Source organism: Parafrankia irregularis (genome assembly GCF_001536285.1).
Classification (GTDB): Bacteria; Actinomycetota; Actinomycetes; order Frankiales; family Frankiaceae; genus Parafrankia; species Parafrankia irregularis.
This window is the reverse complement of the sequence record NZ_FAOZ01000010.1, coordinates 203,123-226,922: the sequence shown is the minus strand read 5'-3', so window position 1 is coordinate 226,922 and position 23,800 is coordinate 203,123. Positions and strand designations below refer to the sequence as shown.

15 protein-coding genes and 1 pseudogene are annotated in these 23,800 nt (G+C 71.6%); 4 read left to right on the top strand and 12 right to left on the bottom strand.

The window, feature by feature from the left end; translation table 11 throughout:
* Nucleotides 1-65 precede the first annotated feature (65 nt).
* Nucleotides 66-1,319 (top strand): ATP-binding protein, encoded by a 1,254-nt coding sequence (locus AWX74_RS18310; RefSeq protein ID WP_091278187.1) that lies wholly within the window; start codon nucleotides 66-68, stop codon nucleotides 1,317-1,319.
* A 259-nt stretch (nucleotides 1,320-1,578) separates the two neighbouring features.
* Here the strand turns inward: AWX74_RS18310 and AWX74_RS18305 are convergent, their stop codons facing one another.
* The 3 genes from AWX74_RS18305 to AWX74_RS18295 all read right to left on the bottom strand — a co-directional run bounded on the left by AWX74_RS18305 (nucleotide 1,579) and on the right by AWX74_RS18295 (nucleotide 6,470).
* Nucleotides 1,579-2,715 (bottom strand): FG-GAP repeat domain-containing protein, encoded by a 1,137-nt coding sequence (locus AWX74_RS18305; protein ID WP_091278185.1) that lies wholly within the window; start codon nucleotides 2,713-2,715, stop codon nucleotides 1,579-1,581.
* Between the two features lie 33 nt (nucleotides 2,716-2,748).
* On the bottom strand, nucleotides 2,749-3,042 hold the full coding sequence (locus AWX74_RS18300) for a hypothetical protein (RefSeq protein WP_091278183.1): 294 nt from the start codon (nucleotides 3,040-3,042) through the stop codon (nucleotides 2,749-2,751).
* 107 nt (nucleotides 3,043-3,149) lie between these two features.
* Complete coding sequence (locus tag AWX74_RS18295; RefSeq protein WP_242666300.1) at nucleotides 3,150-6,470, bottom strand: helix-turn-helix transcriptional regulator; 3,321 nt, start codon at nucleotides 6,468-6,470, stop codon at nucleotides 3,150-3,152.
* Nucleotides 6,471-6,518: 48 nt separating this feature from the next.
* On the opposite strand from AWX74_RS18295, the pseudogene AWX74_RS41360 reads away from it, so the two are divergent.
* A pseudogene (locus AWX74_RS41360) lies at nucleotides 6,519-6,762 on the top strand (RNA-guided endonuclease TnpB family protein); the annotation flags it as partial.
* A gap of 135 nt (nucleotides 6,763-6,897) precedes the next feature.
* Entirely contained in the window at nucleotides 6,898-7,572 is a 675-nt protein-coding gene (locus AWX74_RS18285; RefSeq protein ID WP_165615678.1) for a GAP family protein, read from the top strand.
* A gap of 236 nt (nucleotides 7,573-7,808) precedes the next feature.
* Here the strand turns inward: AWX74_RS18285 and AWX74_RS18280 are convergent, their stop codons facing one another.
* The 5 genes from AWX74_RS18280 to AWX74_RS18260 all read right to left on the bottom strand — a co-directional run bounded on the left by AWX74_RS18280 (nucleotide 7,809) and on the right by AWX74_RS18260 (nucleotide 15,779).
* The gene (locus AWX74_RS18280) at nucleotides 7,809-9,671 is read right to left on the bottom strand and encodes an alkyl/aryl-sulfatase (RefSeq protein WP_091278256.1); all 1,863 of its coding nucleotides are present in this window, start codon (nucleotides 9,669-9,671) and stop codon (nucleotides 7,809-7,811) included.
* A gap of 671 nt (nucleotides 9,672-10,342) precedes the next feature.
* Entirely contained in the window at nucleotides 10,343-12,526 is a 2,184-nt protein-coding gene (gene helR / locus AWX74_RS18275) for an RNA polymerase recycling motor ATPase HelR (RefSeq protein WP_091278178.1), read from the bottom strand.
* Between the two features lie 295 nt (nucleotides 12,527-12,821).
* Nucleotides 12,822-14,075, bottom strand: coding sequence for a Fic family protein (locus AWX74_RS42070; protein WP_193209849.1), 1,254 nt, complete (start codon nucleotides 14,073-14,075; stop codon nucleotides 12,822-12,824).
* Between the two features lie 259 nt (nucleotides 14,076-14,334).
* A complete protein-coding gene (locus AWX74_RS18265; RefSeq protein WP_242666299.1) occupies nucleotides 14,335-15,117 on the bottom strand; it encodes a PaaI family thioesterase in 783 nt (260 codons plus the stop codon).
* Nucleotides 15,118-15,167: 50 nt separating this feature from the next.
* A complete protein-coding gene (locus AWX74_RS18260) occupies nucleotides 15,168-15,779 on the bottom strand; it encodes a TetR/AcrR family transcriptional regulator (protein ID WP_226933052.1) in 612 nt (203 codons plus the stop codon).
* Between the two features lie 68 nt (nucleotides 15,780-15,847).
* Here AWX74_RS18260 and AWX74_RS18255 point away from each other — a divergent pair, with 68 nt between their 5' ends.
* Nucleotides 15,848-17,521, top strand: a complete 1,674-nt coding sequence (locus tag AWX74_RS18255; protein ID WP_226931315.1) for an MFS transporter — start codon at nucleotides 15,848-15,850, stop codon at nucleotides 17,519-17,521.
* A gap of 472 nt (nucleotides 17,522-17,993) precedes the next feature.
* On the opposite strand, the gene AWX74_RS18250 is transcribed toward AWX74_RS18255, so the two are convergent.
* From AWX74_RS18250 to AWX74_RS18235, 4 genes are all read right to left on the bottom strand, one after another.
* Nucleotides 17,994-18,950: a DUF6454 family protein gene (locus tag AWX74_RS18250; RefSeq protein ID WP_207550362.1), complete on the bottom strand. Its 957-nt coding sequence runs from the start codon at nucleotides 18,948-18,950 to the stop codon at nucleotides 17,994-17,996.
* Nucleotides 18,951-19,020: 70 nt separating this feature from the next.
* Nucleotides 19,021-21,099 (bottom strand): AMP-dependent synthetase/ligase, encoded by a 2,079-nt coding sequence (locus tag AWX74_RS18245; protein WP_226931316.1) that lies wholly within the window; start codon nucleotides 21,097-21,099, stop codon nucleotides 19,021-19,023.
* Nucleotides 21,100-21,149: 50 nt separating this feature from the next.
* Nucleotides 21,150-22,385: a cytochrome P450 gene (locus tag AWX74_RS18240; protein ID WP_091278175.1), complete on the bottom strand. Its 1,236-nt coding sequence runs from the start codon at nucleotides 22,383-22,385 to the stop codon at nucleotides 21,150-21,152.
* A gap of 172 nt (nucleotides 22,386-22,557) precedes the next feature.
* The gene (locus AWX74_RS18235) at nucleotides 22,558-23,730 is read right to left on the bottom strand and encodes an amidohydrolase family protein (protein ID WP_091278174.1); all 1,173 of its coding nucleotides are present in this window, start codon (nucleotides 23,728-23,730) and stop codon (nucleotides 22,558-22,560) included.
* Between the last annotated feature and the right edge of the window lie 70 nt (nucleotides 23,731-23,800).

Sequence of the window (23,800 nt, the reverse complement as noted above, 5' to 3'; positions counted from 1 at the left end):
AAACGTGTACTCGAAGGTCCGCGGAACTTGTACTGCACGCCCCGCAAAACGTGTAGTGTTGCTGTATGCCCATGTCAGGGTACGTTCCACGGATCGCTGATGGACCACTGGCCGATCTGCTCACCGAGCTGCCTGCCGTCATGGTCACGGGCCCGCGTGCGGCGGGGAAGACGACCTCTGCCAGGCGGATCGCCGGCGACGTTCTGCGGCTCGATGACCCCGCGGTCGCCGCGGCGGTCGCGGCGAATCCGGATGCGGCCCTGCGCCGGGTGAGCGAGCCGGTCCTCCTCGACGAGTGGCAGGAGGTGCCGGAGGTCCTGGGCGCGGTCAAGCGTGCGGTCGATGAAGATCCCCGACCTGGCCGGTTCCTCCTCACCGGCAGCGTCGAAGCGGAATTCACCACCCGCCAGTGGCCCGGCACGGGGCGGGTCGTCCGGCTGGTGCTGCACGGCCTGACCGAGCGGGAGATCGCCGGTGCGGTCGACCGGCCGAGCCTGCTCGAACTGCTCCTCACCGGCGACCTCTCCCGCCTGAGCGTCTCCGGTCCGCCGCCGAGCCTGGACGACTATGTGGACCTGGCGCTGCGCAGCGGCTTTCCCCAGGCCGCCCTGCACCTGAGCGCGCGTGGGCGGCTCGCCTGGCTGGACGCCTATGTCGACCATGTCGTCACCCGCGATGTGGCCGCCGCTGGGGAGCAGCGCGACCCCGTCCGGCTGCGCCGCTATCTCGAGGTGCTGGGGCTTTCGACGGCCGGGCTTCCCGCCGACGGCACGCTCTGCCAGGCCGCCGAGATCAACCAGCGGACGGCGGACGCCTACGACCGGATCCTGGGCGCGCTGTACCTGCTCGACCTCGTTCCCGCCTGGTCGACGAACCGTCTGCACAGGCTGACCAAACGGGCGAAGCGGTATCTGACCGACCCCGCCCTCGCGCTCGCCGCAGCCCGGGTGGATGAGCAGAGCGTCCTGCGCGACGGGGACCTGCTCGGCCGGATCCTCGACACCTTCGTCGTGGCTCAGCTGCGACCGGAGGTGACGCTGCTGCACCCGCGTGCCCGGCTGCACCACATCCGCTCCCGCGACGGGCAGGAGGTCGACATCGTCATCGACCTCGGCCGGGGCCAGGTGATCGCGATCGAGATCAAGGCATCCTCGGCGCCGTCGGCCCGGGACGCCCGCCATCTCGCCTGGCTGCGCGACCAGCTCGGTGCGGACTTCCGCGCGGGCGTCGTGTTCCACACCGGTCCGCTGCCGTTCGACCTCGGCGACCGGATCTGGGCCCTGCCCATCAGCGCCCTGTGGGCCGCCCGCGTCGGTTAGCCGTGGTTGGCCGTGGCCGGCTCGTTCGGTCCGCGAAGCGTGCGAGGGCGATGTGCAGCTGGCTGCGTGAGCGGACCCCGGCTTGGGATACAGCCGATACGCAGCATGCCGAAGCCCCGCGTTCGCCGTGGTGCGGCGAACGCGGGGCGCGGGCCGGTGGGCGCAGGGGGCGCTCAGCCGCACCGGGTGACGCCGAACAGGACCTCGAGGTCGAGACGTGAGTAGTAGTCGTGCACGGCACAGTGGGCCCGGGAATGGATCAGGGCCAGTATGCGATGCCTAGTGCGTAGTTTCCAATCGAAAAGTTGTCGTGCCATTTTTCGCTGTTTCCGAAGTACCGGACGACACCAGTCCGGGGCGTCCAGAAGTAGGTGCTGAGCGCGACCCACACGTCATTGGCGGGACCACCGGTGTAGACCAGGATGTCGTCGCGGCCGTCCCCGTCGGCGTCGCCCACTCCCGGGTATTCCGGCCTGGGCGCGAAGTTGTCCTGCCACTTCGTCGTCCCGGAGAATCCACTGCCCGTCGACAGTGCCACGTACACGTCGGCCGCGGCGTCGTGGGTGAAGGCCACCATGTCGTCCCGGCCGTCACCGTTGAAATCCCCGACCGCGGGATATCCGCTGCCGCCCGCGAAACTGTCATGCCACAGTGCGGCGGGATCGAACCCGTAGCCGGTCGACACCGAGACATACACGTCGGCGGTGACGCCTCGGGTGAAGACGGCGAAATCGTCCCGGCCGTCGCCGTTGAAGTCTCCCACCTCGGGCGCTGCTCCAGTCCCGGCGGGAAACGCGTCGGCCACGGCCTGGACGGAATCGAAACCGGTACCGGTCGACAGCGCGAACCGGACGGTGCCGGCCGCGGAGCCGGCGGTGACGAAGGCCGCGACATCGGCCAGGCCGTCGCCGTTGAAGTCGCCGACCGCCGGTACGACCGCCAGGTCGTCAGCGGTCACCAGCTGCCCGGCCGGCAGGGAGTCCTGCCAGCCAGGCGAGTCGACGAACGTGGAGCCGGTACTGAGCCAGACGCGGACCACACCGGCATCGCCCTTCCGCGCGGTGATGGTCACGAGGTCGTCGAGGCCGTCTCCGTCGGCGTCGCCGACCAGCGTCAGATCGTCCGGCCCGCGCGGCGTGTCCGCCCAGCGTTCCCGAACACCGAAGGTCTGCAGGGAGTTCCACTGCGCCGGCAGGACAGTACTCAGGGCGACATCCACGCCGTTGGTCTGATGGTCGAAGGAAAGGATGTCGTCCCGCCCGTCACCATTGAAATCGCCACTGCGGTTCGCGAAACCGGAGACCGACGTAGATGCCGCGGCGCTGTCGGCGACGGCCCAGCTGGCCGACCACAGAACAGCGGCGACCAGCGCGATCCGGCCTGCCTGAAGCCTCATTGCCTGGTTGGACCTTTCGAGCCAGGGGGCTGATCAACGAGTCGGCTGGCTGACGTAGGCGCGGGCGACGTCGATGCCGATGATCTCCGGCCGACCGGCGGGCTCGGGGCCCAGCGCGCGGGCCAGCGCCGGGCCCAGCGTCGTCGCGAAGAACTCGTCCGCGTGCGCCTTCGACTCCCACAGGGCGACGACGCGCAGCCTGCCGTCGGGGCCCGCCCCGACGTAGCGCTCCCGCAGCCCGGCGGGCTCCGCGCCCACCTGGGCGAACACGGCGTCGGCCTGCTCGACCGTCTCGAACGGCGGAATGGCAACAGTGATCCACTGCATTTCTGGTTTCCTCCCGGTTCCTGCTGTTCCTTTTCGTTTTCCGGCCCGGGCAGGGCCGGCGACGAGAGGAACGTTAGGCGGGCGGCGGCGCCGTGACGTCCGCCGAACTACTCAGCGGGCATACTCATCCGCTGCTCATCGCGTGAGTTACGGACGACCCAGGCGGCGATCTGGCTGCGCGCGCGGAAACCGAGCTTGGTGAGTATGTGCTGGACGTGGTTCTGCGCGGTGCGCTCGGAGATGACGAGCCGTGCCGCGATCTGCCGGTTGGTCAGGCCCTCGGCGACCAGGCGGGCTACCTCCCGCTCTCGCGGGCTCAGCATTTCCTCCCCGGGATCCGGCACCAGCTCCGCGGCAGCGGGTCCGCCGACCACGGCAGACCCTCCGACCACGGCAGACCCTCCGACCGCGGCAGACCCTCCGACCGACGCAGGCAGGTGGATGTCACCGGATGAGCGGGCGCCGTTGGGCGTGCCGGCATCGCCGAGGTCGGCGACCAGCGCCGAGGTCAGGCCGGTGTAGGCCGTCATGCCGAGGACCTGTGCGACGCGGTTGGCATCGCGGGCGGCCGCGACGGCCAGGGCCCGGTCGCCGGGCGCGCCGCGAGCCAGCAGCGCGGTCGCCAGGTGGTATCGCGCCTGGGCCACGAAGCCGGGTGCACCGGCGCGGCCCGCGATCCCGGCCGCGGTGGTCAGGTCGTCGACGGCCTGGTCGAGCCGGCCGAGGGTGAGCGCGCCGCGCCCCAGCGCCAGCTCCACCGGGCCAAGATAGGAGACCCCGCCGCCGCTGGCGTGCTCGCCGCGGAACGCCTGGAGCCGCTCGAGCAGGCCGTCGAGCTCGTCGGACCTCCCGAGCCCCGCGGTGACGAGTCCGGCGACCGTGAGCACGGCGTACACCTGGCCAGGCAGGACGAAGAACGCCGGCAGCGACCACGAGGCGGGCGGCCCGGCGAGCTCGTACGTCGCCGCTGCCGCCTCCGGCTGCCCGGCGACGAGGAACATGGCCGCCCGGGTGAGCGGGGCCATTGTCCGGAAGCGGGGCGGCGGCTCGAACGTCTGCCGCAGGACCGCCTCCGCCTCGCTGTCCGCCTCGCTGCCGGCCCCGGCCCCGGCCCCGGCCCCGGCCCCGGCCCCGGCCCCGGCCCCGGCCCCGGCCCCGGCCCCGGTCCCGGTCCCGAAGCCGCTGCCGACGCCGGTGCCGGCGCCGAGGCCGAGGTGGCAGGCGAGCGCGTAGGTGAGCGCCATGTAGGCGCCGCCGGCCGGTGCGGGTTCGATGACACGCATACGGTCGAACCCGCGCCGCCCGGCCGCGAGCGCCTCGGCGTAGCGGCCCCGTGCCTGGGCGACGCACGCGGTGGCCCGGTCACGGTGCCAGGCACTGACCGGTCCGCCGACCTGCTCGACAGCTGCCCGCAGTCCGGGGAGCTCCTCGGCCGCCGCCGGAAGCTGGCCGCTCTCGACCAGCGCCTCGATTCGCCACAGCTCGCCCCACATGGCCGTTCGGGCACTGTTCGTCCGCCGGGAGAGCGCCAGCATCTCGGTGGCCAGCGCAAGCCGCTCCTCCCGGCCCGCCGGCCCCGGGCAGGCTTCCTGCCGGGCGCGCAGCGCGTCGGTGAGCGCCTGGTCGTCAGCACACCTGCGGGCGAGCGTGAGCGCCTCGGCGCTCTGGCTCGCCAGCTGGTCCTGCTCGCCGGCGTAGAACGCGAGGTGGGCGCGCTGGGCCAGTAGCCGGGCGCGCAACGCCACCGTCGGGGACGTCGGGTCCTCGGACACCGCGGTCGCGGCTGCTGTGCCAGTAACTGCTGTGCCAGTGGCCGCTGTGGCTGTGCCCAGCCGGGCGAGGGCCTCCTCGCAGAGCTGGTGGGCGAGCGCGTTGACGTCCTGCCCCGGCGCCGCCTCGAGCACCAGTGCGGCGTCGGCGAGCAGATCGGGCCGTCCGGCCGCGCGTGCGGCGTCGGCCGCCCGGGCGGCGGCGTCCAGGCAGCCAGCCAGATCACCGGCCAGGTAGCTGGCCCGGCCGAGCGCGACCAGCAGGTGACACCGGTCGGTGTCGGTCGTCGAGCTCTGGCCGAAGGTGAGAGCGGCCCGGTACAGCCGTGCGCCCTCCTCGTGGGCGAGGCGGCGCACCGCCTCATCGGCGGCCCGTGCCGTCCAGACGCGGGCCGCCTCGGCCTCGGCCGCGCCGTAGGGCGCGAGCTGCGCCCAGTGCCGCGCGATGTCCGCGAGGTGCTCGGCCGGATCGTCCGCGAACCGGTCCGCGAGGGCGGTGGCAACCGCGCGGTGCAGGCTGGCCGATTCCGGGCCGGCGAGTGACGCCTCGACGGCGTCCCTGGTCAGCACGTGCACGAACTGGAACTCGCCGGCGCCGAGCCGGTCGAGCAGGCCATGCGCGGCCGCCTCGTCGGCCAGCCGCAGGCACTCCTCGACGGGCTCGCCGATCATCGTGGCGACGAGCGCGATCCCGAAACGCCGGCCGGCGACGGCGGCCGCCTGCACCAGCCGGCGGCATCGTGGACCGACCCGGTCGAGCCGGGCGCCAACGGCGTCGAGCACGGTACGCGGGGGCTGCTCCGGTCGCCAGGTGCCTTCCACCACCGCCCGTCCGATCTCCCGGACGAACAGCGGGTTCCCAGCGGTGACCTCAAGCACCAGCCGCGCCGTCGCGGACGCCGACGCCGACGCCGTCATCTCGGCCTCGGTCTCGTCGGCGGTGGCGGTGGACTCGCCATCGGACGCGGCGACCTCCGTCCCCGAGTCCGTCCCCGAGTCCGTCCCCGAGGTCGTCATGCGCCGCAGCTGTTCGCTGACCTCCGCCAGGTCGAATCCCCGTAGGTCGAGACGCACGGCGGCCGGTGACCGCAGCAGATCGGGCAGCACGCGGGCGAGTGCGCCGGCCGGTTCGCGGTCACGGAAGGTGGCGAGGATCAGCAGCTGCGCGTCGGCCACCTGATCGGCGAGATGGCGCAGGACGAGCAGGGAAGGCTCGTCGGCGCGGTGGATGTCGTCGAGGACCACGGTCAGCCCACCCCGGGCCGCGATGCCACCGATCGCGTCGGCGACGCCCTCGAACACCCGGAACCTGTCCTGCGGCGACTGCGCCTCGCCGCGCCCCAGCACACCGTCGGGATCGGCGCCGAGGGACCGCAGCGCCTGGCGCCACGGCCAGAAGGCGGGTGCGCCCTCCGTCTCGGCGCAGCGACCCCACGCCACGGCGCACCCGCCGGCCAGGGCCATCCCGGCCAGCTCGCGCGCCAGTCGGGTCTTCCCGATTCCCGCCTCGCCCGCGCACAGCACCAGGCGACCGGCGCCGCCGCCAGCCGACCTCAGCCATCCGCGCAGCGCCGCGATCTCCCGCCTGCGCCCGACGATCGCGTCGGGCGCAGGCACGTCGCGGGCTGGCGCCTCGCTCGCTTCGGCACGATCATCCACCGGCTCAGTGTGCACGGCGGGCCAGCGGTTGCGGGCTGACCCGCCACCAACCTTGCCGTCGAGCAGCAGTCGTGGCGGGCGCCGGGTCGCGGGTCGGCGCCCGCCTACGCCGAGCAGAATCGGCAGTTGACCGAGGCTCGGGCGGACAGCCCGTGGCCGGCTGCGGGCAGTGTGATCGTGCAACAGCAGGCGTTGCGGGATTTTCATGGCCGCGCGGGCGAACTTCTTCCGTGGTTCGCACCGAAAACCCGGCCTTCGGAGACGTCGCCGCAGCGAGGGATGCTTCCGGCTCCCCGGCTCCCCGGCTGGTCGGTCCTGATCTGGTCGTCCACCCACGCTGGGATACTTGGAGTGGTGGATCGAATTCATGGAGTGTCCATGCGGGGGCCTCGCCGGAAGGCTCGTCGCCGGGGTGAAATGTCCGGCCATGGGTGAGGCGGCGGAGGTTCTCCTGCCACTGGCGGTCGGAGCGGCGATCAGCCCGTTGCCGATCGTCGCGATGATCCTGCTGCTGGGCGCGCCGCGGGCACGGGCCTGTGGGCCGGCCTTCGCGGCCGGCTGGCTGGTGGGGCTGTGCGTCGTCACCGCGCTCGCCCTGGTCGTCGCGGACGGCCGCGACTACAGCGCTCACAGCGGCCCCACGACCGCGGTACGGGTGATCAAGGGATGTCTCGGGGCGCTGTTCCTGTGGCGCGCGGCCCAGCTGTGGCGGCGTCGCCCGGACGGGCGGCACCCGGCGCCCCAGCCGACCTGGATGGCGACGATCCAGAAGATCGGCCCGCGGCGGTCGGCGAGGCTCGGCGCGCTGGTGGCGGCTGCCAACCCGAAGAACCTGTCGCTGACCGTGACCGCCGCTGCCGTGGTCGCCCAGACCGGGGTGTCCGGGCTGGCCCAGGCCGGCGCGCTCACGGTCTACGTGTTGCTCGGCTCGGTGGGCATCCTGACACCGCTGGTCTTCTACCTTGCGCTGGGGGAACGGGCGAGGGCGCCGCTCGACGAGTGGCGGCGGTGGATGGTCGCGCACAACGGGCCGGTCATGATGGTGCTGTTCCTCCTGCTCGGCGCCCTGCTGTTCGGAAAGGCGATCGGCGGTGGCCGCTGACCGGCGGGGAGCTGCCCGCCATCGGCCGCAGCTGGCGATCTCCTGCGCGGCTATGAGCTCCGCTGGTGGCGTGCCTTGGCACCTGGGCCGAAAAATTCATGACAAGAGCGGCAAAAAGCCCCCGCAGGGTCGCCTGATAATCCGCAAGAAGTGAGGGTTTTGGTCATTGTGGTAGCCGAAATCCTCCTTTCTTGCTTGCCGGCAATGCCACCCACAGGTGTCGGATCAGGGGCGGATCAGGGTTCGACGATGTTGAAACCGGGGTCACCGGGGTCTAGGACGCCGAGCAGCTGCTGCAGGGTCCGCTCGTCGCCGTCGAGCGAGAGCCCGGCGCCGCGGGCGGCGTCGAGGCGGCCCGCGGCCACCGCCGTCATCGCCGCCCGGGGCAGGGTGATCGTGAGTGAGACGTCACCGGCACCTCCGCGCACCGCGGTGAGGACGCCGTTGGTCAGCGTCGTGCGGAAGGACGACCCGTCCGGCCGGTCGTCGGGGAACACCCAGCGGATCGCCAGGTCGAGATGCCACGCCTCGGGCCCGTTCACCTGCACCGACAGCGCGTCGAGGAACATCTCCGGAGGGAGCTGGGCGAGCAGGTCGGGGGCGCTGGTCACGGTCGGTGTGCCGAAGTTGCCGTCCCGCAGCTCCTGCGCCCCGGAAAGGTAGCAGTTGCGCCACGTGCCGTTCTCACAGCCGAACCCGAGCTGTTCGAGCACGTCCGCGAGCAGGGCCCGGCCTTCCTTGTGGTCGGGCTCGGCGAACACGACATGGTCGAGCACCTGCGCGGCCCACCGCAGGTCGCCCTCGTCGGCACAACGGCGCGCCTTGTCGACCACGGCGTCGGCGCCGCCCATGAACTCGACGTAGCGGCGTGCCGCCTCCGCCGGGGGATGCTGCCACAGCCGGGCCGGATTCCCGTCGTACCAGCCCATGTAGCGCTGGTAGACCGCCTTGACGTTGTGGCTGACCGACCCGTAGAAGCCGTGTGCATGCCAGGCGCGCCGCAGGGCTGGCGGCAGCTCGACCATCTCGGCGATCTCCGCCCCGGTCCAGCCCTTGTTGATGAGCCGGACGGTCTGGTCGTGCTGGTACGCATACAGATCGCGCTGCAGCCGCAGGAACTCGACGACGTTGTCCGCGCCCCAGGTCGGCCAGTGGTGCGACGCGAAGACGACGTCCACGCCCGAAGCGCCGTCGGCGGCGCCGGCGAACATCTCGATGGCCTCGGTCAGATAGCGGGCCCAGGAACGCGGGTCACGCACCAGCGCCCCGCGCAGCGTCAGCACGTTGTGCAGGGTGTGGGTCGCGTTCTCGGCGATGCACAGTGCCCGCCGCGCGGGGAGCAGGAAGTGCATCTCCGCCGGTGCCTCGGAGTTCGGCGCCAGCTGGAACACCATCCGTACCCCGTCGACGGTCAGCTCCTGGCCCGTCCGGGTGATGTCGACGGTGGGCGGGATGAGGCTCACCGTCCCGGTCGAGGTCGTCTGCCCCAGCCCGGCCCCGACCCCGCCCCGGGGCCCGCGCGGCAGCGCCGCGCCGTACATGTAGCCGGCCCGGCGGGCCATCGCCGTGCCCGCGTAGACGTTCTCCGAGATCGCGTGCTCCAGGAACCCCTGCGGCGCGATCACCGGCACCCGGCCGGCGTCGACATCCGCCTCGTCGACGACGCCCTTCACCCCGCCGAAGTGGTCGGCGTGGCTGTGCGTGTAGATCACACCGGTGACCGGCCGGCCGCCGCGCTGCGACCGGTAGAGCTTCATCGCCGCCCGCGCGGTCTCCACCGACAACAGCGGATCGATGACGACTACGCCCGTGTCGCCCTCCACGAACGAGACGTTCGACAGGTCCAGGCCCCGCACCTGGTAGATACCGGGCACGACCTCGAACAGCCCCTGGCGGGTGACCAGCGACGACTGCCGCCACAGGCTCCGGTGTACCGAGTCGGCACCGTCACCACGCAGGAACGACGCATAGGAGTCGTTGTCCCAGACCACCGTGCCGTGGTCGTCCTCGACCACCCCGGGGTCCAGCGTCGCGATCAGCCCCCGCTCCGCGTCGGCGAAGTCCTGCCGGTCCTCGAAGGGAAAACCCGGATCACCCATGTCGACGTCTCCCGGCATTGCGTATTCGGCACCGGCGGGTAGTCCGGCTGGCTTCCGGACAGAGCGCGGTTGGCTGACCTGTTCGGATGACGCATCGTGTGCGTTGGATCCTTGGCGGCGACGCCGGGCTCGGCAAGTCGACCGCACGGCACTCCCGGCAACCCGACGCCAGCAATTCACGGCAATAGTCACAAACGGGGCGCGGGATCGCTTGACAATCCACAAGAAGTGAGGATTTCGGTTGCTGCCGGCGCCAAGATCTTCACTTCTGACACCAAACTGACTGAGTCGCGGGTCGGGGCTTGATGGGCCAGGCGCGGCGGCCCCTGCCCGGCGGCGCGGCGACACCCGGCCGCAACCGCGTCCGCGGTTGCCATCGGACAAGATCAAGGGATTTTGGTCGTTACAACGACCAAAATCCTTTGATCTTCCCGGCTTCCAACCCCTCCCGCTCCCCATGGTCGTCGGGTAGTAGCTGGTAGTGGTCAGATCCCGCCAAAATCTGGCTGGCGCCATCCTGACCCGAGAAACCGACGCGAGCCGCGGGTCGGGGCTTGATCGGCCAGGTGTGGCGGCCCTGTTCCTCCCTGCATCCGTGGAGGCCGGCGCAGTGGCCTGGCGACCCTTGCTCGCGGAACACCGGGCCAGCGAGCTGGCGGGTCAGGTCGCGGTCAGCGGCTGGTGAGGATGACGAGCTGCTGGGTGGCGCGGGTCATCGCGACATAGCGGTCGACGGCCCCCTCGACGCCGTCGCCGAACGCCGCCGGGTCGACGAGGACGACCAGGTCGAACTCGAGCCCCTTCGACAGCTCCGGTGGCAGCGACCGCACCCGCGACGTCGCCGCGAACGTCGGATCGCCGATGACGCAGGCGGTCCCTTCGGTGTTCGCGGCGAGCCACGTGTCGAGGATCGAACCCAGCTCGGACGTCGACCCGTACACGACGGGAAGGCCGCTGCTGCGGATCGAGGTCGGCACGTTGGCGTCCGGCAGCGCCGCGCGGATGACCGGCTCGGCCGCGGCCATGACCTCCTCGGGGGTGCGGTAGTTGACGGTCAGCGACGCCAGCGTGATCCGGTCGAAGCCGGCCCGCCCGATCCGCTCCTGCCACGACTCGGTGAAACCGTGCCGGGCCTGGGCGCGGTCCCCGACGACGGTGAAGCTGCGGGACGGGCAGCGTGCCAGCAGCATCTGCCACTGCGCGTCGGTCAGCTCCTGGGCCTCGTCCACGATGATGTGCGCGAACGGGCCGGCGAGCAGGTCCGGGTCGGTCGCCGGCAGCGCGGCGGAGTCGACGAGGGTGTCCCGGAGGTCCTGCCCGCGCAGCATCGTCATCGCGCCCTCGCCGTCGTCGTCGGCCGCGAGCAGGTTGTCGATGACCCTGGTCATGCGCTCCTGTTCGGCCGCGGTCGCGGCGGACTGCCGGCGTCGGCGGCGGGCTTCGGCCGGGTCACCGAGGCGGCGGCGGGCCGCGTCGAGGAACGGCAGGTCGGCGACGGTCCAGGCGCCCGCCCGCGGGCGCTGGAGCCGGCGGACCTCGTCCGGGCTCAGCCACGGCGCGCATCTGCGCAGGTAGGCGGGCACCGACCACAGGTCCGCGACCAGGTCGGCCGCCTCAAGCAGCGGCCAGGCGTTGTTCAGGGCGGTGAGCAGCTCCCGGTTGCGCAGCAGCGACCGGCGGACCAGCCCGGCCGTGGCCTCGCCGCGGTCGCCGCCGTCGGAGTCCATACCGGCGGCGTCGATGTGCTTGTCCAGCAGGATCGTGAGCAGCTCCGCCAGGACCCGGTCACGTGCCTCGTTGTGCGGGGTGCCGGGCTCCGGCGCGTCGAAGGCCTCGGCCCAGTCGTCGGGGCCGAGCCACAGCTCCGACCAGCCGGTCGTGATCGTCATGCCCTGGGTGGGGGGCTCCTCGTAGAACCGGACGGCCGCCTCGATCGCCCCCACCAGGTCCGCCGACGACTTCAGCCGGGCCACTTCCGGGTCGGCCTCGACCACCGCCGCCGCGCCTTCGGTGACCAGGTCGCGCACGGTGCAGGTCTGCACGCCCTCCTCGCCGAGGCTCGGCAGGACGTCCGCGACGTAGGCCAGGTACGGCTGGTGCGGGCCGACCACCAGCACGCCACCGCGGCGGGCCCCGACCCGGGCGTCGGAGTAGAGCAGATAGGCGGTGCGGTGCAGCGCGACGACGGTCTTGCCGGTGCCCGGGCCGCCGTCGACGACCAGCGCGCCGTCGGACCCGGCCCGGATGATGGCGTCCTGGTCGGCCTGGATGGTGCCGAGCACGTCGCGCATGCGGGACGTCCGGCTGCTGCCGAGGCTGGCGATGAACGCGGACTGGTCGTCGAGCGCCGCGTGCCCGTCGAAGACGTCGTCGGTGAAGATCTCGTCCCAGTAGTCGCTGATCCGGCCGCGGGCCCAGCGGTAGCGGCGGCGGCTGGTCAGGCCCATCGGGTTCGCATGGGTCGCGCCGAAGAACGGCTCGGCCGCGGGGGAGCGCCAGTCGAGCAGCAGCCGGCGCCCCGCGCCGTCGGTGAGGCCGAGCCGCCCGACGTACAGGGGTTCGGGCTCGTCCGGGTGGACCATGCGGCCGAGGCACAGGTCCAGACCGAAGCGGCGCAGGGCGCGCAGGCGGGTGCTCAGCCGGTAGATCTCGATGTCCCGATCCATCGCCGCCTGGCCGAGACCACCGGGAGCCAGCCGCTCGGCGTCGAGCCGGCGGACCAGGTCGGCGATCGACTGCTCCAGGCTCGCCGCGACGGCTGCCAGATGCCGCTCGTCGTCGGCGATCAGCTCCGGCGCGGCCTTGGCGGTGAGATGGTCGGGAAGACCGAACGCGCTCGTCGTCACCGGATTCACGCGAGCGGCTCCGAACCGAGGTGGATGTCCACCCCGTGTGGTTCGTTCGTCGACAGCGACACGTGCATATCGCGACCCTCGTTTCCGCAGTTCCGGCTTCGGTCCGCGATTCTGCGGTACAACCTGGGTCTTGCGGCAAGCCCCCCAGCATGCTATAGCTTAATAATGGCAGCAGGATGCTGCCCGGGCCCGGATCTCCGCGGCTCCAACGCATCTGCTCGGCCGCATCTGTTCGGTATTGCTGCCGCCCCCCGTCGAACCGCGTTCGCTGGCCGGGTGTGCCCCCTGGCCGCTACTACGGGGCGCCGCGGCGGCCGGCGCGGGCGGCGAACGAGTCCAGCGCGCTGAGGACTTCGGAGGCCTGCCACATCCGGTTGCGGGTGAAGCCGGTGAACTCGGTGATGATCCCGGCCTCCGCCAGTGGCGCGATCACCCGCTGGGCGTTCTGTCGGGTGACACCCAGCTCGGCCGCCACCGCCTGGGCGTCGACGACGGGCTGGCGCAGCAGCAGGTCCGCGAGCTGCCACGCCCGGGCGTCGCGCCGGATCTTCAGCCGATTCTCCCAGCCGGCGCGGATCGCCCGCAGCTCGCTCGCCAGCTGGCGCCCGTTCGTGATCGCGGTGACCGACGCCGTCGCGAACCTTTCGACGATCGGGGCCACGTCGCCGTCACGGTAGGCGTCGAGGGCGTCGAAGTAGGCCGCGGTGTCGGTGAGCAGGCCGGCCGAGACCGGCACCGTGACGTTGCGGGTCAGGCCATGGCGACGCAGCATCGCGTGGACGAGCGCACGGCCGGTTCGGCCGTTCCCGTCGGGGAACGGGTGGATCGTCTCGAACTGGGCGTGCGCGACGGCGGCCTGGCTCAGGACCGGAACATCGGCCCTGTTCGCGAAGCACAGGAGATCCGCCATCAGGGCCGGGACGTGGCGGTGATGCGGGGGTATGAACGACGCCCCATGGGGCCCGTAGGAGTCGCCGCCGATCCAGACCTGCTCCTCGCGCCACCGGCCGCCGATGCTCGGCGCGTGGCCCGCCATCAGCGCGGCGTGCATCGCGAGGACGGCGGATTCGTCCAGGCGGTCGGCGAGGTCGAGGGCCGCCCGCATCGCGGCGACGTTGCCGACGATCTCGGCCGCGTTGCGTTTCTCGGTGCTGCCGAGCTCGGCGAGGGCGATCGCCTTGGCTCCCGAGGTGAGGTTCTCGATCCTGGAGGATGAGGCGGACTCGGAACGGAGCAGGACGGAGGCGAACGGCGCGACCTCCGCGCCGAGTTCCGCGTCGAAGCGGGCGATCTCGGCCGAGGCGTCGTCCGCCAGCGACGCCACGTGGACGGGGAGCGGCGGAGCCCGGTCGGCGATCACCGGCACGACGGCGGCTCGATACGGACCCCGATGGCGTGCGCGCATCCGGGTGGAGACCAGATCATCCGGGATCTTCGAGGCCCAGTCGTGCTCCTCCCAGCCCAGGGCCGGCCAGCCGGTGCCCGTGCCCGCGCCCGTGCCGGCCTGGGTGTCTCCGGCCCGCTGGCCGCCCGACGGACCTGAAACCATGGTCGAATCTTAGCTTCAGTAGTGCTGTAACTGAAACTATGGGGCGGGTGAGGGCTCGGATCCGCCGGTGGCGCGCGGCCAGGCGATGCCCGCCCTGGGGGCTGGAGCTCCGGCTTGACGAGTCGCAAGAGTGAAGGATTCTTGTCGTTCCGACGACCGAAATCCTTCACGCTTGCGGGCCGCCAAGTGGGTTTAGTCGCTTTTGTGGTGAATTTTGGTGTTGTGTGCCTTGAGCTGCCGCCGGAGGCCGGACGCGGGCTCAGCTGGTGGCGGCGTGGGTGGTGCCGATCAGGGCGAGTGCCCCGGTGCCGCTGTCGTGGACGTCGACCTCGCCGATGCCCCCGTGCACGGCGGCGCGGGCGACGGCGGGCCCGACCCGCACCGGCCGCAGGTAGCGGACGTGCATATGCGCCAGCGGCCGGTTGTCGGGGTCGGCGGAGCGCGCGGCCTCCTCGACGGTCGCCGTGAGCAGGCCGCCCTGGATCGCCTTCGTGCCGTTGACCACGTAGGGGGCCACGGGCATCACGGCCTCGCCCGGCGCGGTGCGCTCGCAGCCGACCCGCCGCGCGAACGGCTCGTCCAGGGGTGCCTGCCCGGCCTGGTACCTGGCCAGCGCCTTCGCGATGCTGGGCATCGTCCTCGTCGGGTCGGGCGCGGCCATGAACGTGCCGTGGCCGAAACCGACCCGTACCCCCGTCGCCGTGGTGATGTCCATCCGGGCGACGACAATCGACGACCCGGCGCGGGCGATGCGCGCCGCGGTGCGCAGTGAGGTGGCGCCGTCGATCCCGTCGAACAGGTGGACGTCCAGTTCGAGGGTGACCACCAGCCGCGGTTCGAGGGCCTGGATGGCGAGCATGCCGAGCTGGGTGTCGACCCAGGTGGCCGCGATCGAGATCATCGGCCGGCGGCTGCCGGACGCCCACATCGTCGGAAGCACCTCGATGGTGCCGGGCAGCTCGCCGTCCACGATCTGGCCCAGGCCGAGCCCGACCTCGGCGAAGGCCGGAAGTCGTCTGCGTGTCTCCTGTGGACTGGTCACGCGTCCGAATATGGCACGGGTGGCCAGTTCCGTGTCGCTCGCGGTGACCGTCATCGCCAGCCTGGGTGCGGGGAGCGCAGCACGGCACGCAGGCCGGGGGAGAGGTACCGGACTAATTCATCGGCGGGCATGCTCGCGATGGGTTCGAGCCGGAGGATGTAGCGGCTGAAAATGATGCCGGCCACCTGCGCGCTGAACGCGGCTGCCCGTTGGGGGGCATCGGCGCCGCCCAGGTACTCGGCCACCCGACCGATGATCTCGCGCTCCAGTACCTCCCGGAACAGCCGGGCGAACTCGGGCTCCTGCATCAGCGCCACCGCCATGACCTCCAGCTGGCCGCCGAGGTCGGGCTCGTCCCAGGTGGTGACGATCGTGCGCAGCACCCGCTCCGGCATGGTGGCCCGGTCACCCTGCAGCGCGCTGGACAGCAGTTCGGGCGGGTTGGCGACCAGACCGAGCGCCGCACCGAACAGGCCCTTCTTGGAGCCGAAGAAGTAGCTGATCAGGGCGACGTCCACGCCGGCCTCGGCGGCGATCGCACGCAGCGAGACCGAGCGGTACCCCTGGTCGAGGAAACGGCGGCGGGCGACCTCGAGGATCGCGGCGCGGGTGTCCGGGCTGCCGGGCCGTCGGCCGCGGCTGCCCGCGACGGGTTTATTCATCACCGTTGAAATCATGGGACGCGGTGCCGCAGGTTGGCAACGTCAGCATCTCCCCACCGGAGGTCACGATGACCATTCCCATGGCGGCCCAGGAGCCGCCAACCGGCCCGCAGAGCGGCACCGTCGGCACCAGCGGCACCGTCGGCACCAGCGGCACCAGCGGCACCAGCGGCATCGGCGTTCGCGGCGGCGCCGCCGGAGCCACCAGCCGCGCCACCCTCCCAGTGATCATGCTCGCGCTCGCCACCGTCGTCGCCGCCGTCGCGTCGCTGAACGTGGCGCTCCCGTCGATCGCGCGCGACACCCATGCCACCCAGACCCAGCTGTCCTGGATCATCGATGCCTACGCCCTGCCATTCGCTGCTCTGCTGCTGCTCGGCGGGGCCATCGGCGACCGGTACGGACGCCGCCGAGCCCTGATCGCCGGCCTCGCGATCTTCGGTGCCGGCTCGGTGGCGGCGCTGGCGGTGAGCACTCCCGGCTGGCTGATCGCCCTGCGCGCCGTGCTCGGCGCCGGCGCCGCCCTGGTGATGCCGGCGACCCTGTCGACCATCACCGCGACCTTCCCCGCGGATCAGCGCCCGCGCGCCGTCGGGGCCTGGACGGGCGTCGCCGGGGCGAGCGCCCTGCTGGGAGTGCTCACCTCCGGCCTGCTCCTGGAGTTCTGGTCGTGGCGTTCCGTCTTCGGGCTGAACGTCGCGCTCGCCGTGGTCGCCCTGGCCGCGACGCTGCGGGTGATCCCGGAGTCGGCTGACCCGTCCGCCCCGCGGCTGGATCTGTTCGGCGCGCTGCTGACGGTGGTCGGCCTCGGCGTCACGGTCTACTCGGTGATCGAGGCGCCGACCGAGGGATGGACCAGCCCCTGGACGCTCGGCGGCATCGCGGGTGGGCTCGCGGTGCTGGCCGGGTTCGTGGCCTGGGAGCTTCGGGCCCGCAGCCCGCTTCTTGACCCGCGCCTGTTCGGTCATCGCGCCTTCGCCGCCGGGACGCTGTCGATCACGGTGCAGTTCTTCGGCTTCTTCGGCTTCATCTTTTTGGTCCTGCAGTATCTGCAGCTCGTCCGGGGTGACAGCGCGCTGCGCGCGGCCCTGAGCCTGCTGCCGATGTCCCTGGCGATCATGTCCGGTGCCCGCGGGATGGCGCCCCGGCTGGTTCCCCGGGTGGGCGCGCGCCCGGTGATCATCCTCGGGCTCGTCCTGGTCACCGCCGGTCTGCTGGTGATCTCGCGGCTGGAGGGCACGAGCGCCTACTGGTCGCTGCTCGCCGGCCTGCTGCCGCTCGGCGCCGGTATGGGCCTGGCCATGACCCCCGCGACGACCGCGATCACCGAGGCGCTGCCGGCCGCGAAGCAGGGCGTCGGCTCGGCGGTGAACGACCTGGCCCGCGAGCTGGGCGGCGCGCTCGGCATCGCCGTGCTCGGCAGCGTCATGCAGTCGACCTACCGCGACCAGCTGCAGCCGGCCGGTCTGCCGGATCAGGTCGTCGAACAGGCCCGCTCCTCGCTGGCGGTCGCCTCCCGGCTGGGACCCGAGGTGGCGCGCCAGGCGCAGAGCGCGTTCGTCGACGGCATGCAGCTCGCGCTCACCTGCGCGGCCGTCGCGGCCGCGGTCGCCGCCCTCGCCGTGGCGGCCCTGCTGCGCCGCGACCGGGCCGCGGCCGCCGTCCCGCACCCGGCGTCCTCTGGCCCAGCCTCGGTGTCACCGAAGTCCCCGGAGGCCGAGTCGTTCGCAATGAAGAGTTGAGAATTTCTGGTAGTTGGCGGGCATGGCGCCGCATCCCGAGCTTCGGGCTTCCGCCGCCGCTGCCTCCAGGCAAGAAGTGAGGATTCTTGCCGCCGCAGAGCCCGTAGCAGAATTTTGAGAAACGGCGGATCCGGGGCACCGGTATGGGCTTGGCGGAGCCGTGCCGACGGAGGGCGAACCCCACCCGCACGGCCACCCAACCGACGATCCCGCGCCGCCGCCCAGCAGTGGCAAACCGCCCAAAATGCACCAGACGACCCGCAAGAACGAAGGATTTTGGTCGTCGGAACGACCGAAATCCTTCACTCTTGCGACTCGCCAAACGCCGCGGTTCCGGCCGTCCTGCTGGTCGGCGGCCGGCCCACTTTCCGACGCCCATGTCACCTCGCCCGGCGTCAGCTGCCACCGCATCCGACAACTGCTATCTGAAACGGCCGGGCACCGCACCCGGCCGGGCAGACCGACCTCGGTCTCAGGCGACGGGCGACTCGAACACGATCAGCTCCGTGCCGGCGACCTCCTCGCCGTCGTCCGGCGCGGTGAACATGCGCAGCGTGCTACCCGTCCGCTCCAGGGCGATGGGGTTGCGGGTGACGACGTGGCCGGCCGAGGAGAACTTCGGGAACGGGATCTCGTGCAGGATCGCGTTGTCCGACAGGTCGCGCAGCGCGATCCCGCCCAGCTCGTAGCTGCCGCCGGTCGCGGTCGCAAGGCCGGTGACCCCGCCGCAGATCTGCTTGCCGGCGCCGGCGTAGTCGCAGTCCTGGTAGTCGAGCATGTGGTCCTCGTTCGCCTGCCGGGTCAGCTGGCGGCCGTTCGCCGACCAGGCGTACAGGGTGCGCGAGCCCCAGCTCACGCCGTGCACGATGCCGGTCTCCCGGTCCCGGACGACCCCGCCGACGTGGTCGTTCACCCGGAACGCCTCGGCGGCCCGGTACGTCCGCGGGTCGAGGCGGTAGACGATCGCCCTGCTGTTCGGCCGGTACTCGGCGACCGGGACCCACACCGACGTCCCGTCGAAGTCGATGCCGCCGGGGTGGTAGACCGTGCCCTCGCCGAGGGTCACGTCCTTGAGCAGGGTGCCCTGCCGGTCCAGGACGAGCACATGCCCGACGCCCCGGCCCGGCGTCCGGTCGTAGCCGTCGACGGGCGCCGGGTAGCGCACCGGAGCCTCCAGGATCTCGACGGTCGACAGGAAGATCCTGTCGCCGACGAGCGCCAATCCCTGCGGATGGTAGGTCGGGAAGCGCAACGCGATTTTCTGCACCTGCGTCCAGGACGTCGACCGCGTGGTGGCGGCGAACGCGACCGTGGCCGGATCGTCGCGCCGCGGCTGTCTGGCCGTCGCCGACGACGTGCTCACCACGGCACCGGCGACGGCCACCGAGGCGATCGCCGCGGCGGCACGGACGAGCCAGGAACGTTTCATGCGGATCCTCCCAGACAGGTGCACAGCCGGTTCGCGTCACCGAGCCTGCACACCTGGCCTGGCCGGACGGTTACCAGTCGGTGGCGGACGGACGTCCGGAAGAGGGAGTGTCCGCGGGCCGTCGGGGGGCGGCGGGGACGTTCGGCGGGGCGGCGAACATCGCGGCGATGTCCGCGGCGTACTTGGCCGCTATCTGGGCACGGCGCAGCTTCGCGGTCGGCGTGAGCTCGTCGGAGTCCGGCAGCCATTCGGCCGCCAGCACGCGGAACCGGCGGACCTTCTCCGGGCGGACCAGGGTTTCGTTCGCCGCGCCGATCTGCCGGGCCAGCGCGGCGAGCAGGTCCGGATGCGCGGCCAGGTCGGCCAGGTCGACCGGCATGGCCGGCCGAGCCGGCTCGGCCGGGTCGGCCGGGTCGTGGCCCACGGCGCCCTGCTCGGCGGTCCAGTGCTCGGTGGTCCAGTGCTCGGTGGCCCAGTGCTCGGCGGCCTGCGGGTCCAGGATGACCAGCGCCCCCGGGCCCGGCTGGCCGTCGCCGACGACGCAGACCTGCCCGACGAGCGGCTGGGCGGCGAGCGCCATCTCGACGGCGACCGGTGAGACGTTCTCCCCGCCGGCCGTGATGAGAAGTTCCTTCTTGCGACCCCGCAGGACGACGTAGCCGTCGTCGAGCCAGGCGAGGTCGCCGGTGCGGACCCAGCCATCCCGATCGACCGCGGCGCTGGTCTGCGCGGGGTCGTCGAGGTAGCCGCGGAACGCTGCCCCGGAGCGGAACAGCAGCTCACCGTCGTCGTCGAGGCGTACCTCGACACCTGGCATGGGCCGGCCGACGGTGCCAGGCCGGTACGCGAACGGGTCGACGGTGAGCAGTCCGGTCGACTCGGACAGGCCGTAGCCTTCGAACATCGGCACGCCCAGGCCGATCCAGCTGGCCAGCAGCGCCGGGTTCGCCGGCGCGGCGCCGATCGCGCCCGTCCAGAGGTCACCGAGGCCGAGGCGGGCACGCAGCTCCCGGGCGGCCGGTCGCAGTCGTGCGTACTCGCCGGCCAGCTCGCCGGGGATCGCCTCGCCCGCGAACTCGTGCAGCGCGACCCGCTGGCCGAGCTCCAGCGCGCGCCGGTACCGGTCCGCCAGCGCCGGGTCACCGATGGAGTCGACCCAGGCCCGCAGCTCGCCCAGGAACCGCTCCCACAGGTAGGGCGGGGCGAAGAACAGCTGTGGCGGCCGGTCCGGGAGCACCGAGGCGACGTCGGCCGGGTTGGGGCAGACGACATCCTCCAGGCCGGCGTAGACGTGGCAGTACTGGGCGTAGAAGCGGGTGGCGATGTGGGCGAGCGGCAGGTAGCTGATCCAGCGGGCACCGGTCAGGTCACGGTCGAGCCGGCGGCGGTAGCTCTCGCACTGCCACAGCACCGCCCGCTGGTCGAGCAGTACGCCTTTGGGGAGCCCGGTCGTGCCCGAGGTGTAGATGACGGTGGCGAGATCCTCGGGCCGGGCCAGCGCCGCCCGCCCGGCGAGGTCGACCGGCTCGGCTTCGAGCAGGTCCGTCCAGCTCAGCACGCCATCGGGGAACGCACCGTCACGTGGCACACCGTCAGGCAGCACGCCACCGGGTGGCGGGCCTTCGGTCGGCGTGCCGCTGGCCAGGTCACCGACCGGGGCGTCGGCCGGGTCGCCGGTGCCGGGGCGCAGCACGATGACGTGCCGCAGCCCCGGCAACGCATGGCGGACGGCCAGGACCCTGTCGAGGAGCACACGATCCGCCACGACGACGACGCTCGCGCCCGCGTGCGCGACGAGGTGGCGGATCCGCTCGGGTGGCGACGAGTTGTAGATCGAGATCGGGCATCCGCCGAGCAGGAGCACGGCCGAGTCCAGCACGTGGAACTCTGGGCCCGGGTGGGTCAGGAGCACCGCCCGGTCACCGCGGTGGAACCCGAGCCGTTCCAACGCTCCCGCGATCCGGGCGACCTGCGCCCCGTACTCCCGCCACGACCAGGCGCGCCAGGTGTCCCCGTCCCGCCAGTGCACGCTGGCCTCGTCGGGTCGAGTCCGGCACTGCCGCGCGAGTAGTCCGGGCACGGTGCGGCCGGCGACCGCGGCCTGGATGTCCGCCGCCTGAGCCCCCGTCTCCGCTGACCCGTCTGCCATCGCCGACCTGTCCGACCTGTCCTCCGCCGCCGACCTGTTCAACGTCGTGGCTACGAGTCCGCCGGGAAGACCCGGGGGCCGGGGCGGAAGGTGATCGGCACCGAAAGCGGTGCCCGGTTGAAGGTCGAGTGGTAGTGGACGTCCGCGCCTGGCTGCAGCCGGATGTCATGCAGCCGGCGGACGATCTCCTCGTAGGCGATGCGCAGGTTCATCCGGGCGAGGTTGGAGCCTGCGCAGCGGTGCGGCCCGGCGCCGAACGCGATGTGCCGGTTCTGCTCCCGGGTGACGTCGAACTCGTCGGGGTTGGCGAACTCGCCCTCGTCCCGGTTGGCGGACGCCCAGTAGATGAGTACCTGCTCACCTGCCTTGATCTGCCTGCCGTCGAGCTCGGTGTCGTTCCTGGCGGTGCGGCCGATGCAGATGAAGGACCCGTCGAGGCGCAGGAGCTCCTCCATCGCCTTGGGGATCAGCTCCGGCTGCTCGCGCAGCAGCGCCGGGATCTCCGGGTGCGCGCAGAAGCGCAGCAGCGAGGCGCCGAGCACGCCCGCGGTCGTCTCCAGGCCGCCGAGAATGAGCAGGTGGATGGTGCCGATCGCCTCCTCGAGGGTGATCGGCCGGCCCTCGATCTCCGCGTTCATCACCGCGTCCACGACGTCGTCGCGCGGGCCGGACCGTCGCCGTTCCTCGAGGAAGTCCTTGATCCAGAGGGCCAGTTTGCCGTGCGACTCGCGGGATTCCGGCAGGTGCGGTGACGAGGCGAGGGTCGCCAGCCGGTTGACCTCCTCGAGGTCCTCGGCGGGCGCGTGCAGGGCCAGGTCGAAGAAGGCCATGCCGGGCAGCGGCCGGGCGAAGGCCTCCATGAACTCGCATTCACCGGCCTCGATGAATCCGTCGATGAGACGGTTCACGAGATCGCGGGTCGCTGATTCCCAGGCGGCGACGGTCGCCGGGCGGAAGTGAATGTTGATCAGTTTCTTGAAGGTGCGCTGCAGCGGTGGGTCGATCGTGACCGGGAGGACCTTTCGCTGCTCGCCCTGGCGCGGCACCGTGATGCCCAGCTCGGAGCTGAAGGTCTGCCAGTCCTGGGCGACCTTCAGAACGTCCTCGTAGGCGCTCGCGACCCAGAATCCTCCGTGCTGATCGCTGTGGGCGACCGGGCACTTTGAGCGAGCCAGCGCTAACGCGGGATGCAGGTCGCGGGCGAGCTCGGGGGAGAGGTGATCGAAATGCTGTTCGACCCACTCCGCGTCAATGGCCCCCGTGGTGGGGGTCGTCGTATCGGTCATTTCCTTGGCTCCTGTGCGCCCGATTGGTCGGTTCGCTCAGGATAACAATAAGTCAGTGTTCGTTTATCTTTTGGTGCCCTGAGCTGGGCGGATCCGCACTGGGGATGCCGGGTGGGCGGCCGGGTCACTGCTCGTTCCAGGTGTCCCAGCCGCCCAATCCGTCGACGAGTCGTCAGATCCGGTAGAGCTTGGCGGCGTTTCCGCCCATGACCTTCTCCTGCGTCTCCGGGCGCAGGCTCAGAATCTTCTCGCTGACCAGACCGATGGGGTCCGGGTGCAGGCAGGTCGGGTGCGGGAAGTCCGTCTCGAACATGATGGTGTCCTCGCCGACCTGGTCGATGAGGTGCTGCAGGTCGCCGCGGCCGGTCTCGAACCAGAACGTTGCGTACCAGTTGTCACGGAAGTACTCCGACGGCAGCTTGTTCAGCTTCTCCGCGTGCTTGGGGGCGTTCTCCTCAAGCTCGTAGTCCATCGCCTCGAGCATGAACGGGATCCAGCCGATGCCGCTCTCGACGGAGACCATCTTCAGGTCGGGGTGCCGGTCGAACATGCCCGAGTAGGCGCTGTTGAGCAGCACCCGGGAGTTGTTCTGGAACAGCGAGGCGCCGCCGATGGCCGGCTTGACGTAGTTGTCCTGGCTGGGCCAGTAGGTGGTGCCGAAGTAGGACAGCGAGGTCTGGCTGGCGCCGATGTGGAAGTGCACCGGCAGTTTCAGCCCGGCGCAGACCTCCCAGAACGGGTCCCAGTCGGGGTGGCCGAGGTCGGGAGAGCCGGAGTCCTGCGGGTCGGCGGTCATGTTGACCCCGCGGTAGCCCAGCGCGGCGCAGCGCTCGGCCTCGCGGACACAGGCCGCGATGTCCCACGCCGGCATGATCGGCATGGGGAGCAGCCGGTTGCCGGACTCGGCCTGGACCTCGGCCATCGCGTCGTTGTACAGCTCGACGCACAGCCGGAGTAGTACCTCGTCCTTGACCGAGTTGCGCAGGTTCTGGCCGCCGATGCCGATCGCGTTCGGGTAGAGGACCTGGGCCTGGATGCCGAGCTCGTCCATCAGGGCCAGGCGCGTCTTCGGGTCCCACGCCGCCGGGTGCACGTCCTTGATGCCCCACGAGCCGCCCTGCGAGTCGCGGAACGCGTGCTTCTTCCCGTCGTGGTCGACGGTGCCGCCCGAGCCTGCCTTGCCGAACGTCTTGCCCTCGATGACCCACATGTCCATGCCGTCGATCTTCTCGACGTGGGGGACCCGGTCCTCGTACCCCTTCGGCGCGCGCTCGGTAAACAGGTCGTGGCGTTCGGTCATGTGGGCGTCGGCGTCCACCACGCGCAGACCAGCCAGTCCCGCCATTCAGGGCCTCCTTGGGTCGGTGCGGCCGTGGCCGCGCTCACGCGGACATGAGTGTACGTTCACTCTGTAC